This is a genomic window from Allosphingosinicella sp. (assembly GCF_046295735.1).
Classification (GTDB): Bacteria; Pseudomonadota; Alphaproteobacteria; order Sphingomonadales; family Sphingomonadaceae; genus Allosphingosinicella.
The window spans coordinates 43,891-59,616 of record NZ_JBKBMQ010000006.1 but is presented as its reverse complement, the minus strand read 5'-3'; the positions used below and the strand labels follow the sequence as shown (position 1 = coordinate 59,616).

Annotated in this window: 19 protein-coding genes; 1 reads left to right on the top strand and 18 read right to left on the bottom strand. The window is 71.1% G+C overall.

The annotated features are described in order from the left end of the window. Nucleotides 1-13 precede the first annotated feature (13 nt). Genes ACK4K7_RS07095 through fliE form a run of 11 tightly spaced genes read right to left on the bottom strand, consistent with a single transcriptional unit; the run spans nucleotide 14 to nucleotide 8,878 of the window. Nucleotides 14-283, bottom strand: a complete 270-nt coding sequence (locus tag ACK4K7_RS07095) for a FliO/MopB family protein (protein WP_431864697.1) — start codon at nucleotides 281-283, stop codon at nucleotides 14-16. Next, nucleotides 280-606: a flagellar motor switch protein FliN gene (fliN, locus tag ACK4K7_RS07090; protein ID WP_431864695.1), complete on the bottom strand. Its 327-nt coding sequence runs from the start codon at nucleotides 604-606 to the stop codon at nucleotides 280-282. The genes ACK4K7_RS07095 and fliN overlap by 4 nt, the downstream gene beginning before the upstream one ends. Continuing rightward, nucleotides 603-1,577: a flagellar motor switch protein FliM gene (locus ACK4K7_RS07085; RefSeq protein WP_431864693.1), complete on the bottom strand. Its 975-nt coding sequence runs from the start codon at nucleotides 1,575-1,577 to the stop codon at nucleotides 603-605. Before ACK4K7_RS07085 ends, fliN begins: the two co-directional genes overlap by 4 nt. Further along, entirely contained in the window at nucleotides 1,574-2,146 is a 573-nt protein-coding gene (locus tag ACK4K7_RS07080; protein WP_431864692.1) for a flagellar basal body-associated FliL family protein, read from the bottom strand. The genes ACK4K7_RS07085 and ACK4K7_RS07080 overlap by 4 nt, the downstream gene beginning before the upstream one ends. 11 nt (nucleotides 2,147-2,157) lie before the next feature. Beyond that, nucleotides 2,158-3,378 carry a flagellar hook-length control protein FliK gene (locus tag ACK4K7_RS07075; RefSeq protein WP_431864690.1) on the bottom strand — a complete coding sequence of 407 codons (1,221 nt, stop codon included), beginning with the start codon at nucleotides 3,376-3,378 and terminating at the stop codon, nucleotides 2,158-2,160. After that, nucleotides 3,375-3,809 (bottom strand): hypothetical protein, encoded by a 435-nt coding sequence (locus tag ACK4K7_RS07070; RefSeq protein WP_431864688.1) that lies wholly within the window; start codon nucleotides 3,807-3,809, stop codon nucleotides 3,375-3,377. The genes ACK4K7_RS07075 and ACK4K7_RS07070 overlap by 4 nt, the downstream gene beginning before the upstream one ends. Then, complete coding sequence (locus tag ACK4K7_RS07065) at nucleotides 3,806-5,128, bottom strand: FliI/YscN family ATPase (RefSeq protein ID WP_431864687.1); 1,323 nt, start codon at nucleotides 5,126-5,128, stop codon at nucleotides 3,806-3,808. The genes ACK4K7_RS07070 and ACK4K7_RS07065 overlap by 4 nt, the downstream gene beginning before the upstream one ends. Continuing rightward, nucleotides 5,125-5,748: a FliH/SctL family protein gene (locus ACK4K7_RS07060; protein WP_431864686.1), complete on the bottom strand. Its 624-nt coding sequence runs from the start codon at nucleotides 5,746-5,748 to the stop codon at nucleotides 5,125-5,127. Before ACK4K7_RS07060 ends, ACK4K7_RS07065 begins: the two co-directional genes overlap by 4 nt. Next, entirely contained in the window at nucleotides 5,741-6,793 is a 1,053-nt protein-coding gene (gene fliG / locus ACK4K7_RS07055; RefSeq protein WP_431864684.1) for a flagellar motor switch protein FliG, read from the bottom strand. Before fliG ends, ACK4K7_RS07060 begins: the two co-directional genes overlap by 8 nt. Further along, complete coding sequence (gene fliF / locus ACK4K7_RS07050; RefSeq protein ID WP_431864683.1) at nucleotides 6,793-8,520, bottom strand: flagellar basal-body MS-ring/collar protein FliF; 1,728 nt, start codon at nucleotides 8,518-8,520, stop codon at nucleotides 6,793-6,795. The genes fliG and fliF overlap by 1 nt, the downstream gene beginning before the upstream one ends. 1 nt (nucleotide 8,521) lies before the next feature. After that, nucleotides 8,522-8,878 (bottom strand): flagellar hook-basal body complex protein FliE, encoded by a 357-nt coding sequence (fliE, locus tag ACK4K7_RS07045; protein ID WP_431864682.1) that lies wholly within the window; start codon nucleotides 8,876-8,878, stop codon nucleotides 8,522-8,524. Between the two features lie 249 nt (nucleotides 8,879-9,127). Between fliE and ACK4K7_RS07040 the strand changes: the two genes are divergently transcribed. After that, a complete protein-coding gene (locus ACK4K7_RS07040; protein ID WP_431864680.1) occupies nucleotides 9,128-9,928 on the top strand; it encodes a flagellin in 801 nt (266 codons plus the stop codon). Nucleotides 9,929-10,015: 87 nt separating this feature from the next. Here ACK4K7_RS07040 and ACK4K7_RS07035 read toward each other — a convergent pair whose 3' ends face one another. The 7 genes from ACK4K7_RS07035 to ACK4K7_RS07005 all read right to left on the bottom strand — a co-directional run bounded on the left by ACK4K7_RS07035 (nucleotide 10,016) and on the right by ACK4K7_RS07005 (nucleotide 15,691). Further along, a complete protein-coding gene (locus tag ACK4K7_RS07035) occupies nucleotides 10,016-10,738 on the bottom strand; it encodes a sigma-70 family RNA polymerase sigma factor (RefSeq protein WP_431864916.1) in 723 nt (240 codons plus the stop codon). Next, nucleotides 10,734-11,555, bottom strand: a complete 822-nt coding sequence (locus tag ACK4K7_RS07030) for an AAA family ATPase (protein WP_431864678.1) — start codon at nucleotides 11,553-11,555, stop codon at nucleotides 10,734-10,736. Before ACK4K7_RS07030 ends, ACK4K7_RS07035 begins: the two co-directional genes overlap by 5 nt. Beyond that, nucleotides 11,552-13,654: a flagellar biosynthesis protein FlhA gene (gene flhA / locus ACK4K7_RS07025; protein ID WP_431864677.1), complete on the bottom strand. Its 2,103-nt coding sequence runs from the start codon at nucleotides 13,652-13,654 to the stop codon at nucleotides 11,552-11,554. Before flhA ends, ACK4K7_RS07030 begins: the two co-directional genes overlap by 4 nt. A 4-nt stretch (nucleotides 13,655-13,658) precedes the next feature. Continuing rightward, complete coding sequence (locus ACK4K7_RS07020; protein ID WP_431864675.1) at nucleotides 13,659-14,435, bottom strand: transglycosylase SLT domain-containing protein; 777 nt, start codon at nucleotides 14,433-14,435, stop codon at nucleotides 13,659-13,661. Between the two features lie 60 nt (nucleotides 14,436-14,495). Then, nucleotides 14,496-14,792 (bottom strand): hypothetical protein, encoded by a 297-nt coding sequence (locus ACK4K7_RS07015; protein ID WP_431864673.1) that lies wholly within the window; start codon nucleotides 14,790-14,792, stop codon nucleotides 14,496-14,498. Nucleotides 14,793-14,794: 2 nt separating this feature from the next. Further along, entirely contained in the window at nucleotides 14,795-15,076 is a 282-nt protein-coding gene (flgM, locus tag ACK4K7_RS07010; protein ID WP_431864671.1) for a flagellar biosynthesis anti-sigma factor FlgM, read from the bottom strand. 69 nt (nucleotides 15,077-15,145) lie between these two features. Next, nucleotides 15,146-15,691 (bottom strand): flagella basal body P-ring formation protein FlgA, encoded by a 546-nt coding sequence (locus ACK4K7_RS07005; RefSeq protein WP_431864670.1) that lies wholly within the window; start codon nucleotides 15,689-15,691, stop codon nucleotides 15,146-15,148. Between the last annotated feature and the right edge of the window lie 35 nt (nucleotides 15,692-15,726).

Genomic DNA, 15,726 nt, shown 5'->3' with positions numbered 1-15,726 from the left:
ATTCCCGCCGGCGTCAGTCCGCGACACGGGCGGCCTCCGCTTCGGTGAGGAGCTGCACTTGCCCGCGCGACACGGCGATGAGCAGGCGCTTGCCCTCGAATTCGACCACGGCGAGCCGGCCGGTGGCGCCGAGCGGGACCGCGTCGACGAGCTTCACCAGCCGTTCGCGCTGGCCCATCGCCATCCCGGGCTGCACCTTGCGCCACATCCACAAGGCGGCAAAGGCCATGCCGCCGACCAGCGGCACGAGGAACAGCAGCTTCAGGATGTAGGCGGTCATCATTTGCGGCGCTCGATCCCGGCGAGCCGCGCGTCGGCGGCGGCGACTTCGACCACGCGGATGCCGAAGCGGCCGTTCACGGTCACCACCTCGCCCTTGGCGATGAGGGTGCCGTTGGCCATGATGTCGAGCAGTTCGTGGCTCTGCCGGTCGAGCTCGACGACGCTGCCTTCGGCCAGGTCCAGCAGTTCGGACAATTTGAGCGCGGTGCTGCCGACTTCGACCGACAGGCGGACCGGGATGTCGGCGAGCAGGCGGTAATTGCGGCGGCCGAAGGCATGCTCCTCCGCGGTCGCGACCTCCATCACCTCGTCGGGCTGGTTCATTGCGGCAAACTCCTGTTTTCGATCTTTTCGATCCTGAGCGCGGCGCGCCCGTCATGCTCGCCGATCGTGCCGAACGCGACGGGGCGCCCTTCGACGAGCAGCGGCACCATCGCGGGCAGGCTGACGGGAATGACGTCGCCGGGCGCGAGCCGCATCAGCTCCGACACCGACAATTCGGGACGGGCGAGCACGGTGCGGGCGCGGATGCGCACGTCGCGGACGGCGCCGTCGAGGCGGCGCTTCCATTCGTCGCCGCGCGCGCCCGCATCCTCGTGAAGCTTGGCGGCGAGCGCGCTTTCGACCGAGCGGAGCGCGGCGAGCGGGTAGAGGATCTCGATCGTCGCCGGCTCGGCCTGTCCCCAAGCGACGGCGAAGCGGGAAATCGCGACCGGCTCCTCGCCGCGGGCGAGGCTCGCGAAGGCGATGTTGGTCTCGCGCGCCCGGAGCTGCGGCTGGCAGGGCGCGACTTCCGCCCAGACCTGCCCGACGGTGCCGACCAGCCCTTCGGCGAGGCGGGTGAGCAGACGTTCCTCGGCGGCGGTGAATTCGCGGGCGGCGCGGGCGACGGGAAGGCCGCTGCCGCCATAATAAGCGTCGACCAGGCGCCGCACGAATTCCGGCGGGATGGCGAGCAGCATGCCGCCCTTCAGCGGCTTCATCCGGTAGAGGCTGAGGCTGGTGAATTCGGGCTGTTCCGCCTGCCAGCTTTCGAACGGGCGCACCGCCACCGGATCGGCGTCGACGCGCGGCTTGGCGCGGGCGAAAGGCTCGATCACGTCGCGCAGCAGGCGCGCCATCCGCTCGTTCATCCGGTCGAGCGCGGGGAGCGCCTGCAGCGGCCGTGCCATCTCTCCGCCAAGCGGAAAGGGGCGCGGCTCGAACGAGCCGCGCCGCCGGGCGTGGGACGCGATGCCGAGGCCCCCTTCGAGGGCCTCGACTTCTTCTTCTGAAAGGGTGGGATGATCGGTCATTGGGTGACGAAACTCGTGAAGTACACCTCGTCGATACCGCCGAATCCTTCCTTGTTGGTTAACACGCCGTTCACCGCGTTTTTCAGCTCCTCCTTAAGCCGCGCCTTGCCCGAAGCCGTTGAAAGCGTTTCGAATTCCTGCTCTCCAAGGGTCATCAGGACGGCCGAGCGCACGGCCATTTCATGGGCGCGGAGGTTGGCGGCGACGCGGTCGTCGTAAAAAGTCGACACGCCGAGGCCGATCTGGACGAAGCTGTCGCCGCCGCTGAGATTCGAGGTGAAGCTGTTTTCCAGCGGCAGGTAGGTCGGCTGGAAGATGCGGGGATCCGGGCGGCCGGCTTCCGCCGCGGCCCGCGCCGCATCCGCGTCGGCGCGCGAGACGCCCTCGCGCACGACCAGCTTCGGCTTCTTGGGATCCTCGGTCGTGCCGCCGCCGATCCCGCCCATCGCATAGAGGCCCGCGCCCGCGCCGCCGCCGCCCACAAGGATCAGCGCGACGAGGATCAGGACGATCTTGCGGAACTTGCCCTTCTTCTTCGGCTTGGCGCCTTCTTCGGTCTCTTCGCTCATCTCGGGTCCTTTCAGGCGTAGCGTTCGGATGACCGGCGCCGGGGCCGGTCGGAAACGGATTCGGATTCGCCGCCGCCGGCGGCGGTGCGGAGAAGGCCGCGGGCGTCGTCGCCCGCGGGGCCGCGGCGCTGGCGCTGGGCGTCCGCTTCGGCCCCAGTGCCGCCGCCGGAGCCGAGATCGACATGGGTCTCTGCGATCCGCACGCCTTGCGCGCGGGCTTCGGCGACGAGCCGCGGCTGCGCCTCGGCGATGATGGCGCGGGCGGCTTCGGTTTCGGCGGTGAGGCGGATGGCGGTGCCGTTCGGCCCTTGCGTCAGCTCCACCTGGAGCGTGCCGAGCCGTTCGGGATTGAGCCGGAAGCGCATCATTCCGTCATTGGCGGCGGAACGGGCGATGTCGCGGGCCAGCCGGTCCAGCCATTCGCCGCCTTTGGCGAGATCGAGCTTCGTCTCCATCAGCCGTTCGGCGAGGCTCGGCTGGGCTTCGGCGGCCGGCGCGACCTGGAGCTGGGCCGGCGAAGGCTGTTGCGGCTGGACCTGCGGCGGCGATTGCGGCTGGAGGACAGGCGGCGCCTGGACCGCGGGCGAAGACTGGGCCGGCTGGCGCGCCGGCTCGGCCGCGGCGCCCGCCGGCGTCTCCGGCACGGCGCGGACCGGCAAGGAGGGCTCCGGCGACTTCGCGGCGGCGGCGGCAATCGCCGGCGCGGCGCGTTCGGCCCGCCGCTCGGCCGGCGCTTCGAGGACAGGGTGCGCGGCGGCCGGCACTTCGGCTGGGGCGGTGGCCGGCACCGGCACCGGCGCGGCCGCCGTTGCCGGAACCGGGTGGAGGGCCGGCGGCGCGACCGGGCGGCAGGTGACCGCAACCGCGCGCTGCGCGTCGAGGAGCGGAAGGATGTCCGCCGCCGCAGCGTCCGTCGGCGGAGGGGGCGGGGTCGTCGCCACCGTCGCGGCTTGCCGCGGCTCCGGCCGGACAGGCGTCGTGGCGTCGGTAAGCTCGGGATTCCCGGGCGCTGTCCTCAGCGCCTCGAGCGGCACCGGAATGGCCGCCGGCTGCGCCGGAACGTCGAGCGTCATCGCAGGGGTGAGAGCATCGGGCGTCTCGGCCGTCTCTTCCCCGCTCTCCGGAGCCAGAAGGCTTTCGAACAGCCCCTCGGCCGGGAGTTCCTCGCAAAATTCCGCCGCGCCGGCTTTCGGCAGGGCGGCCATGCGCAGTTGGGCGAGCACCGCCATCATCCTTCGTCTCCTTCGGCGCAGAGGCCGGGGCGCGGGCGTCCCGCGCCGGGCGCCCGCCGTTCGGCGAGCCGCGCGGCGGCGGTCTCGGCCGACTGGCGCAGCTTCTCGGCGCTTTCCTGTTCGCGCCGGGCGGCGATGCGCTCGGCCTCGCGGGTGGCGGCGACGGCGCGGGCGCCTTCGATCGTTTGGCCGAGCCCCTGGCGAGCGGTGTCGATGCGCAGGGCGAGTTCGCCGATGCGGGCGAGCCCCGCCCCGTCGGTTAGGCCGCGCCCCGCCTGAAGCTCGCTCTGCATGCGTCCAAGCCGCTCGCGGTTCAGCTCCAGAAGCTGCACCTGGCCGGCGGCGGCGGCCGCCGCGGACGCGGCGAGGCCGTGCTGGAGGCGGCGGACCCGGACGATCCGGCCGCGCTGGCGGACGAGCCGGCTCGTCATGCCATCGCCTGCAGAAGCGCTGCGATCGCGGCGTCATAGCCGATCCGCTCGCCCGGCGCCTGGCGCAGGAAATCGAGCAGTTCCGGGCGCCGCGCGACCGCTTCGTCGATCACGGGGTCCGATCCGGGCGCATAGGCGCCCATCAGGATGAGGTCGCGATTCTCCTCGAACGCCGACCAGTAGCGGCGGAAGGTGGCCGCCGCCGCCGCATGTTCGGGCGTCACAATGTCGGCCATCACCCGGCTCAGCGACTTGCCGACGTCGATCGCCGGATAGACGCCCTGCTCGGCGATGCCGCGCGACAGGATGATGTGCCCGTCGACGATGGCGCGGGCGCTGTCGACGATCGGATCGTCGGTGTCGTCCCCGTCGGCGAGCACCGTATAGAGCGCGGTGATCGATCCGCCGGTGCGCTGGTCCGCGCCGGCACGCTCCACCAGGCGGGGGATGAGGCCGAGGGCGGAGGGCGGATAGCCCTTGACGGTCGGCGGCTCGCCCAGCGACAGGCCGATCTCGCGCTGCGCATGAGCGACACGGGTGAGGCTGTCGATGAGGAGCAGGACCTTCTTGCCCTCGCTGCGGAAATGTTCGGCGATGGCGGTGGCGCGCATCGCGGCGCGCAGCCGCAGCAGCGGCGCATGATCCGCCGGGACGGCGACCACCACCGATTTGCGGCGCACGTCGCCCTTCAGCTTGGTGGCGAGGAAGTCGGAGACTTCGCGGCTGCGCTCGCCGATCAGGCCGACCACGATCACGTCGGCTTCGGCGCCGGCGATCATCTGGCCCATCAGCACCGATTTGCCGACGCCGGAACCCGCGACGATCGCGATCCGCTGGCCGACGCCGGCGGTGAGCAGCGCGTTGACGGCGCGCACGCCCATGTCGAACGGGCGGGTGACGCAGGCGCGGTCGAGCGGATTGCCCGGGCGGCCGGCGAGCGGCCATTTGCCGGTGGCGGCGACCGGGCCGAGCCCGTCCAGCGGATTGCCGAGCCCGTCGATCACGCGGCCGAGCAGGCCGGGGCCGACATCCACCATGCTGCCGCCGGTGTCGGGCTCGACCCGGGCGCCGGCCTCGTGCGCGGCGTCGCCGTCGAGCGCCATCAACAAGGTGCGGTTGCCGCGGAAGCCCACCACCTCGGCGCGGGCGACATGGCCGTCGGCGGCGATCACCCGCGCGCCGGCGCCGATCGGGCGGCCGAAGCCGGTCGCTTCCAGCATCAGCCCGTCATAAGCGGCGAGCCGCCCCACCCGGCGGGGCCGGTTCTCGCCGGCATTGAGGCCGGACAGCATGTTGCGCGCCTCGTCGATCAGGCTCATCGCGGCGCTCCCATCCGGTCGAGCTCGGCGCGCAGCCGCTCGAGGCGGACGGCCGGGCCGTCCTCCACCCAGCCATGGCCGGTCTCGAGGATCAGGGTGCCGCGCTCCAGCGCGGGATCGGGCGCGATCGGGACGTCGAGCGCGGCGCCGGCGAGCAGCTCCGCATCGTCCGGGTGGCAGCGTAGCTTCGAAGGTTCGACATTGTCGCCGATCAGCGCCGCCGCCGCCTTGGCGCGGGCGAGCAGGGTGACCGGGTCGATGTCGACCGCGCCCACCACCTCGCGGACCAGGCGGTCGACCGTCTCGGCGAGCAAAAGGGCCAGGGCATTGGTGGGCTCCGGTCGCAGCGTCTCCAGCGATTCGGCGAGCCGCGCGACCGCGTCCCGCTCCGCCGCCACTTCCGCCTCGACGGTGCGGCGGCCTTCCTCATAGCCCTGGGCGAAGGCTTCGGACTGGAGCTGGCGCAGCTCCTCCTCCGCCGACGGCGGCGGGGCGTCGTCGTTGCCGGGGCGCGGACCCTCGCCGCCGAACGGCGTGAAATCGGCCACCCCGCGGCGGATGACGAAGCTGCCGACCGAGGCGGCGGCGGCCGCGCTGTCGCGTCCCCACAGATTAGACATAATCGTCGCCCCGTCCCGCGAGCATGATCGTTCCGGCGTCGGCCAGGCGGCGGGCGGTCGCCAGCATCTCCTTCTGCGCGTCGTGCACTTCGGCGAGGCGCATCGGGCCGCGCTCGGCGATCTCGTCCTGGATGGTCTGGGCGGCGCGCGCGGACATGCAGGCGAAGATTTTCTCGCGCTGCTTCTCGTCGGCGCCCTTCAGCGCGACCACCAGCACGTCGTTGTCGACGTTGCGCAGCAAAGTGCCGAGATTCTTCTCGTCGAGCTCCATCAGATCCTCGAACACGAACATTTCGTCCTCGATCTTCTGGGCGAGCTGCCGGTCGACCTTGCTGAGCGTGCGGATCAGCCGCTGGTCGATGCCGGGACGCAGGTTGGTCATGATCTTGGCCGCCTCGCTCGCGCCGCCGCGGGCGGTGGCAGGGGAGGAGGAGACGCGGGCGACTTCGCGGACCAGGATCCGCTCCAGCTCCTCCAGCGCCTCGCCGGTGACCGACTCCAGCCGGGCGACGCGGTAGATGACGTCGGGCTGCATGTCGGCGGGAAGGAGCTGCAGCACGTCGGCCGCGATCGGCGCCTCCAGATGGGCCAGAACCAAAGCGGCGATCTGCGGATGCTCATGCTCGATGAGCGCGGCGATCGTCTTCGCGTCCATCCAGCGCAGCGCGTCGAGCGCGCGGCTGCGGGTCGGCGGGGTGATGCGGGCAAGCACCGTTTCGGCCCGCTCGGCGCCCAGCGCATGTTCCATCACGGCGCGGATGCGGGGCGCGGCGCCGAAGCCGATGGTGGTGCGCGCCTTGGCCCGGTTCATGAAGAGGTCGAACACCGCTTCCACCTGGCCTTCGGACACGTCGGCGACGTTGAACATCGCGCTGCCCAGATGCTGCACTTCGTGCGGATCGAGGTGGCTCAGGATTTCGGCCGCCTCCTCGTCGCCCAGCATCATCAGCAGGATGGCGGCGGCCTCGCTCCCGCCAAGTCCCTCGCCGCCGGGAACGGAGGCGGGGCTGGCGGCGGCGGCCGGCGCGGTCAGTGTCTCTTCCATCAGCGTTCCACTCCATTGCGGGCGTCGGCGCGGATCAGGTCGCGCACGACGAGCGCGGCGCGGGGCGGATCCTGGCGGACGAAGTTGCGGATGAGGGCGGCGCGCGCCTCATAATCCTGGGCGGCCTCGATCATCTCCAGCGTGACGCGGGCCGACGGGTCGCTCTTGGCCTGGTCGACCAGCGCGGCGGCGATCTCGTCGCCGACGGCGGGCTTGCGTGCCTTGGCGGCTTCCGAGCGCTGGCTGGCGGCGGCGCCGAGGCGCTTCAGCAGCGGGCGACCGACCCCAAACACCAGCAGCGCGGCGAGGGCCAGCGCGGTGAGGTTGCGGGCCAGCGGCGCGATCCAGCTCGCTTCCCACCAGCTTTCCGGAGCGGCTTCGGCGGGGGCGAAGGCGCGGGCGCTGATCGCGACCGTGTCGCCGCGACCCTGGCTGAAGCCGATCGCGCCCTTGACCAGGTCTTCCAGCGCCTTCAGCTCGGCGACGCTCGGTGCCTGACCGCCTTCGGGCGTCTTGATGGCGACCGCCACCGACAGGCGCTTGACCTCGCCCGGCTGCCGCCGGGTGACGGAGACTTCGCGGCCGACGGCGAAGTTGCGGACGTAATTTTCGGTGCGGCGGCCGCCTGCCTGGGCGGCGGGCGCGCCGGGCGTTTCGGGCGTCAGCGTACCGTCGGGCGCCGCGGCGACCTGGGCGGCGGGCGGCGCTTCGTTGGCGAGCGCGCCCGGAATGCCGGCGGCGGGCCGGTCGGCGGCGGAAGCGCCGCCGTCGGCGGTCACGCTGCCTTCTTCGGTGCGCAGCGTGCTGGCTTCCTGAGGAAAGCCTTCGCGGGTCGCCTGGACCTCGGAGAAATCGAGGTCGGCATGGACTTCGGCGGTGAAGTTGCCGGCGCCCAGAATCGGCGTCAGCAGCGAGGACAAGGCGCGGCGGTAGCGTTCCTCGACCGCGCTCTGCATGGCCACCTGACGATCGGACGCGCCGGACAGGCCGCTGCCGTCGCGGGAGAGGAGGCGGCCGTTCTGATCGACGACGGACACGCCGTCCGGGCTCAGCCCGGGGACGGAGGAAGCGACCAGATGGACGATCGCCTGCACCTGGCCGTCGCCGAGCGTGCGGCCGTTCACCAGCGTCAGCATCACCGAGGCGGCGGGCGCCACCCGGTCGCGCAGGAACACGCTGGGCGGCTGAACCGCCAGATGGACGCGCGCCGACTGGACGACGTCGATGCCCTCGATGGTGCGGGCGAGGTCCACTTCGCGGGCGCTGCGCAGCCGCTCCGTCTCGACCGCGCGGCTGGCGCCGAGCGGGAGGCTGTTCATCACCTCGTTGCCGTCCGGACCGCTTTTGGGCAGGCCCTGCGCCGCGAGCAGCATCCGCGCCTGGTGGTAATCGGTCTCCGACACGCTGACGGCGCCGGTGGTGCGATCGATCTGATGCGAGACGCCGGCGGCGCGCAACGCGTCCACCACCGCCGCCTTCTCCTCGTCGGCAAGGCCTGAGAACAGGGTGCGGGCGGGCGGCGCGCTGAACGCCATCCAGATGATCGCCGCGAGGCCGAGCAGGGCGACGAGGCCGAGCGCGGGCATGCTCTTGGCGACCGCCGGCTGGGCGGTGAAGGAACGGACGCCCCGCAGCACCGGATCGAGTGCGGCGAGGGGCTTGGCGGACGCGGCGGCCGCGCGAGGCGCGGCGGGGGCGAGCTGGGTGGAGGCTGCGAGATCGCTCATGTCAGACCGGCATGCTCATGATGTCTTTGTAGGCGGTGAGGAGCTTGTTCCTCACCTGGAGGGTCGCCTCGAAGCCGATCGATGCCTTCTGACGGGCGAGCATCACCGACGCGATGTCGGTGCTTTCGCCGCGCTCATAGGCCTCGGTGGCGGTGGAGGCTTCGGACTGGAGATCGTTGACGCTGGCAAGCGCGCTGCGGAGCGCGTCTGTGAAGCCGCCCTCCTTCGCGCCGCCGGCCGGAGCGGCGCCGTCGATGCCGCCGCCCGGCGTCAGTCCGGCGGCGCGCTGCAGGGCGCTGTTCTGTTCCAGGATCGCCGCGCGCATCGCGAGCAGGCGGCTGGGATCGATGCTGCTCATGTTCGAACCTCCTCATGCCGCCGCGGCGGCGCGTGAGGATCAGCAAGAGCCGTGCCACACGGGAATAAAGCCCTGGAAACAAGACTATGCGCGCGCGCCTATACGTGCGCGTCAAAGCGCCGACCCTTTGGTGCCGGAAAACCGACACCCCGAAAAATTCAGATTAAAGGTCCGCGCGGCGAGGCCGTTACTGCAATCGTGGCAGGCTTGGGATGACCCCGGCGGCCTCGAGCGGGAAAGGAATTCACGATGACCGTTATCAACACGAACACTTCTGCCCTCCGCGCCCAGAACGGCAGCCGGGTCGCCAACCAGGCCCTGCAGACCGCGATGGAGCGTCTCTCCACCGGCAAGCGCATCAACTCGGCCAAGGACGACGCGGCCGGCCTCGCCATCTCCTCGTCGATGACCTCGCAGATCCGCGGCATGAGCCAGGCGGTCCGCAACTCGAACGACGGCATCTCGCTGGCGCAGACCGCCGAAGGCGCGCTGAACGAAGTCACCAACATGCTGCAGCGCGTCCGCGAGCTGGCGGTGCAGGCGTCGAGCGGCACCTATTCCGACAACGACAAGGCGAACATCCAGGTCGAAGTCGCGCAGCTGAAGGAGCAGATCGGCGACGTCCTGCTCAACACCAAGTTCAACGGTGTCGAGCTGTTCTCCTCCAACGCCGCCGACGTGACGATCCAGACCGGTGCCGACGCCAGCGACACCGTCACGATCTCGCTGTCCGAGCTCGACCTCGGCATCGACGATGTCGACCTCACCGACGACGCCACCGGCGCGCTCGCCACTCTCACCACGGCGCTCGAGAGCGTCGCCACGACCCGGGCCAATCTCGGCGCTTCGCAGAGCCGGCTGGAATCGGTGGTGAACAACCTCACCAACAACATCACCAACCTCAGCGACGCCCGGTCGCGGATCGAGGACGCCGACTTCTCGGCCGAGACGACCCAGCTCGCCAAGGCGCAGATCCTGAGCCAGGCCTCGCAGGCGATGCTGGCCCAGGCCAATCAGAGCCAGCAGGGCGTGATGAGCCTGCTCCGCTAATCCCGAGCGGCAGCATCGAAGAGGCCCGGCGCGAGCGATCGCGTCGGGCCTTTTCCGTTTGCGCGGCGCTCCGCGCGCCCGGGGAAGTCAGGCCCAGTCGGCCAGCGACTTGCGCAGCTTGTCGAGCGCGCTTTTCTTGATCTGGCAGATCCGCGCCGCCCCGACGCCCAGCGTCTGCCCGATTTCCTCCAGGTTCATCTCCTCGACGAAATAGAGCTGCAGCACCATCGCGTCGCGTTCGGGAAGGCCGCGTATGCCGGCGGCGATGGCGGCCTTCAGCCCCTCGCGCTCCAGCGCGTCGTCGGCGCGCTCCTCGACATCGGCGAACCACATCGAATGTTCGGAATAGACCTCGTCGATCGATTCCTCGCGGACCGACTGGCTGTCGTCCACCATCTGCCGATAGTCGGCGGCGGACAGGCCCATTTCGTCGGCCATCTCGGCGTCCGCAGCGGCGCGGCCCAGCCGCGCCTCGAGCCGGGCGCGAACGGCGGCGAGCTCGCGCCGGCGCGCCATGGCGGACCGGCAGATCGACGCCTGGCGGCGGAGATGATCGATCATCGCACCGCGGATGCGCAAAGTGGCGTAGGTCGCGAAGGCATGCCCCCGGTCCTCGAACGCGCCCGCCGCCTCGACCAGCGCCACCATGCCGATCTGGACCAGGTCCTCCACCTCGATCGTCGATGCGACGCGGCCGTGCACGTGCCAGGCGATCTTGCGGACCAGCGGCATGTGGGCGCGCACCAGATCCTCCGGCGCCGCGCGGGCGGGCCGGCGGGTGTAGGTGTTGAAGGACTGGTCCGGGTCAATGAGCGCCACAGGCGACCTCCATGCCGAAGAAGCGGTCGCCGCCCGGCATCGGCGCCAGCGCCCGGCCCGACAGGGACCGGGCGAGGCGCGCGAAGGCCGCGCTGGCGCGCGAATGAGGATAGGCTTCGACGCAGCACTTCTTGGCGTAGACCGAAGCGCGGACGTGATGGTCGTCCGGGATCGATCCGAGCAGGCTGAGGCGGACCGGCAGGAACCGGCCGGCCACGTCGCGGAACCGGTCGAACAAAGCGCGGCCCGACGCGTCGTCGGCGACCATGTTGCAGACCACCGCCAGATCGGTGCAGCCGTGGCGCAGCGACAGCGACTTCGCCATCGCATAGGCGTCCATGAAGGCGGTGGGCTCGTCGCCGAGCACCAGCAGGACGAGGTCGGACGCGGCGACGGTCGTCAGCGTGCCCGCCGCGATGCCGGAGCCGGTATCGACGACGATGTCGTCATATTTGCCCGCGAACGGCCGCAGCGATCCCGCCATGTGGCGGCGGTCGGCCGCGGACAGGCTGGTGCCGTAGGCGGTGCCGCTGTGGCCGGGAAGGAAGGCGATGCCGCCGGGACCCATGCGCAGCACCTCGTCGGCGCCGCAGTCGCGCGTCAGGATGTCGGCGACGCCGGTTTCGGCGTCGATGCCGAGCAGAATGTTGGCGTTGGCGGTGCCGAGATCGTGGTCGACCAGCATCGTACGCCGCCCCAGCCGGGCCAGGGCAACGGCCAGGTTGACGCTGATCGCGGTCTTGCCGACGCCCCCCTTGCCGCTGGCGACGACGATGACACGGGCGTTGCGGTCAGACGAAAAGTTCACGCGGCGACCTCCGTTTGCAAGAGCGGCTGTTGGGCTTCGCCGCCGACGATGGCGACGACCTCGACGGGCTTGCCGTCGGGGATTTCGAGGAAGGACAGGACGGGAACGTCCGGCAGGTGCGGCGCGAGCAGGCGCGACAGCGCACGCCGGGCGACCGGCGAGGTGACGACCGCGAAGCGCCGGCCCTGGCCGAGCAGCGGCCCGGTGACCTCGCCGACCGCCTGCACGATCTTCTGCCCGAGACCGGGCTCGATCGGGTGGACGGCATCGCGGCCTGTGCGGACGGCCTGGTTGAGGAGGGTCTCGAGCCCGTTGTCGAGCGTCACGACCGGCAGCGGCATCTTCACCGGCACCATAGTCTGGACGATGAGGGCGCCGATCCGCTGGCGGACCGCCTCGACGAGCTGCACCGGATCATTTTCCTCGCGCGCGGCGTCCACCATTGCTTCGGCGATGCGGCGGAAGTCCTTGAGCGGCACGCCTTCGGACAGCAGCGACCGGCACAGCGCGGCGATGGAGGCGAGCGGCAGCGGCTGCGGCGTCAGGCCCGCGACGAGCTGCGGCGCGCTTTCCTTCAGCGCGTCGAGCAGCTTCTGGGTCTCGTCCATGCCGAACAGCTCGGCCGCGGCGGACTGGACGATCTGATTGAGGTGGGTCGCGACGACGGTCGCGGGATCGACGACGGTATAGCCGGCGACCACCGCCTCGGCGCGCCTGGACGGATCGATCCAGACCGCGTCGAGACCGAAGGTCGGGTCCTTGGCGGGACGCCCGTCGACGGTGGCGAGCAGCTCGCCCGAATCCAGCGCCAGCAGGTCCTCGGGCCAGATCTCGTCCTCGCCATGAACGACGCCGCCGACGCTGATCCGATAGGAATTGGCGCCGAGCGACAGATCGTCGCGCACCCGCACCATCGGGATGACGAAGCCGAGCTCGCGCGACAGCTGGCGGCGGATGCCGGTGATCCGCGCCATCAGCGGCGCGCCCTTGCGCTCGTCGACGAGGCCGATGAGGCCGAAGCCGAGCTCGAGGCTGAGCGCCGCGTCGTCGCTGACCTCGTCCCAGCCGATCATGTGCGGGGAGGGGGCCGCTTCCGGCTGGGGCGCCGCTTCGGCGGCGGCCTTGGCGGCCTCGCTCTTGCGTAGCTTCCACGCGATGGTGGCGGCGACGGCGGCGGCCGGAAGGATCACCGACTGCGGCATGCCGGGCAGAAGACCCAGGAAGAAAAGGATGGCGGCGACCGGGATCCACGCCCTGGACGCGCCGAACTGGCTGGCGATCTGGCCGGACAGGTCGAAGGGCGAATTGACGCGGGTGACGATCGAGGCGGCGGCGATCGACAGCAGCAGGGCCGGGATCTGCGCGACCAGCGCATCGCCGATGGCGAGCAGCACGTAGACCGAGGCGGCGTCGCCGATCGACATGCCGTGGCTGACGGTGCCGAGGATGAGGCCGCCCAGGATATTGACGACGAGGATGAGGACGCCGGCGACGGCGTCGCCCTTCACGAACTTGGACGCGCCGTCCATCGAACCGTAGAAATCGGCCTCGGTCGCCACTTCCTGGCGACGGGCCTTGGCTTCGTCCGGGGTCAGCAGGCCCGCGTTGAGATCGGCGTCGATCGCCATCTGCTTGCCGGGCATGGCGTCGAGCGTGAAGCGGGCCGACACTTCGGACACGCGCCCCGCGCCCTTGGTGATGACGACGAGGTTGATGATCATCAGGATCGCGAAGACGAAGATGCCGACCGCATAGTCGCCGCCGATCAGGAAGCTTCCGAACGCCTCGATCACATGGCCGGCCGCCGCCGCGCCCTGGTGGCCGTCGACCAGCACCACCCGGGTCGAGGCGACGTTGAGCGCGAGCCTCAGGAGCGTCGCGAACAGCAGCACCGTCGGGAAGGAGGAGAAATCGAGCGGCTTGGCGACGTTCAGCGCCACCATCAGCACCGCGAGCGCGATCATGATGTTGGCGATGAAGCCGATGTCGAGCACGGTGGCGGGCATCGGCACGACGAGCAGCATCACCATCGCGAGGATGGCGAAGGGCAGGATCACGCTCTTGCCGGCGCCGATGATCTGGCTTCTTGCGGCGGTCATTCGGTCAGCCTCCGAGCTGGGCGAGCATCAGGTAAGCGAGGCGCGCATATTGGGGTGACGGGCCCGCGGGCGGGCGGCCGTCGGTGTTGAGCGTGGCGAAACGGACCGGCGCGACCGGATCGGGGCGTGGCGCGCGGGAGGGGAGGGGCGCGCCGTCGCTCCCCATCTTCTCGGCGAAGCGCTCGCGGATCTGGGCGAAGCTGCGCGGCGACCCGTCGCGATTGTAGAACACCCAGCGGTTCGCGCGCGCCGCGGCCGGCATCGCCGGGGCGGCCGGCGCGTGCGGATCATTGTCATGGGCGGCCAGGAAGCGGGCGGCGCCGGCGGGGCCCAGGAAATGGGCCATGTAGAGGTCGGTCGAGTCGGCGCCGCGGCCGAGCCGCCGCTCCAGGAAGGACTGGTTGTCGGATGCGAATTCGGCGGCCATCGCAGATGCGGCGGCCGGGTCGCGGCGCAGGTCCAGGATTTCGCGGCGCGCGGCCGGATCGGCGATGAAGAAGCGGCCGTTCGGCGCCTGCCGGATCGCGTCCGCCGCCCAGCCCAGGCCGTGCGCGTCGCCATGCTTCTTCACGGTGGCGAGCCAGGTCTGCTCGATGAACTGGAACAGGCCCGTCGCGCTCGAGGTGGGGGCCTTCGCATTGGGATTGAGGCCGCTTTCGATGCGGGCCTGGTTGAACAGGTAGGTGAAGTCGACGCCGGTGCGCGCGGAGGCGAGCTGAATGGCGCCGCGCACGCGGTCGCGCACTCCATTTGCCGCTTCGTTGATCGTCGTCGGAAACATGACGCTCCCCATTCCTTTCGGAGGTGGAGGAGCAAGGAGCGTGCCAGTTGGCGGCGGGGCTTATTTCCCCTGGCGGCCGTAGAGGGCGACGCGCTGGTCGCCGCGCGCGGCGGCGAGGGCGCCGACGCGGCGGGCATTGGCTTCCGTCAGAAAATTGACGCGGCCCTGGGCGGCCTCGCCCATCGCGGCGATGCGGATCGCCTGGCCGAGTTCGGTCGCGGCGGGGCGGTAGCCTTCGGCCGCGCGGGCGGCGGCGCGTAGCTCGGCGGACGCGAAGTCGAGCGCGGCCGCGTCGCCGTCGTCGAGGGCGCTGATCAGGGCCTCGTGCGCGGCTTCCAGACGGTCGAGCGGCGACACGGTCAGCCGCGGTCGGGCAGGTCGAGCGCGATCATGCGCTCGGCGATCTTGTCGGGGTCGACCGGATAATTGCCGGACGCGATCGCCGCCTTGATCGCCGCGACCTTGGCGGCGTCGACGGGCGGGCCTGAGGAGACGAGATCGGCGACCGCGCTGGAGGGCCCGCGCGCCTTGCCGCCTTCGACGGCGTCGCCGGTCCGCGCGACGGGCGCGTTGCGCTCCACCGAGGCGCGGGAAATCTCCACCCGCCCGGTCGCCGCGCTTTTTCCAACTCCGTCGATCATCTCACGTCCTTTCCCGAATGCCGGCAGGTCGGATGGTGCCGGCAAAGCCTATAACGGCAGATTTCACGATCAGTTAAATCCCGGCAGCGCGACCCGTCCGTCGGGCAGCACTTCGCCGATCATCGGCGTGCCGCGGCGCTGTTCGGTGCGGACGCGGATGCGGTCCCCCGGCGCGCCGTCTTGGTCGGCGATGCCGCTGGTGCTGACCGAAAAGCCGGCGGCAAGCGCCACCACCTCGACCTGGTCGCCGCGGCGGATCAGCGGCTCGGCGCGCGCGACCTGCAGCTGCCCCTGCGCACGGGCCGGCGCCTGATTCCCAGCGCCGCGCACCAGCGGCACGCGGATCCGCCAGCCGAGTGCCTCGCAGCGCACCGCCACCGCGCCCATCGCGGGCGCGTCGATGGTGGCCGGGCTGGGGCAGGCGGCGAGCCGCAGTCGGCGGTCGATCGGCGCCGCCGGCCCGCCGGGCTCGCCGATGCCGGCGCCCAGAGCGGCGGCGACGCGCGCCTCCAGCCGGCCCACATCCTCGAAGGTCTGCGCCCCGGCGGGCGCGGCCGTCAGCAGCGGCACCGTCAGCAGCGGCAAGGCGGCGAGGCGTCGGAAAATTGGCATCATGTCCATGGCTCCATCCGTTTGCATGCGGACAAAGC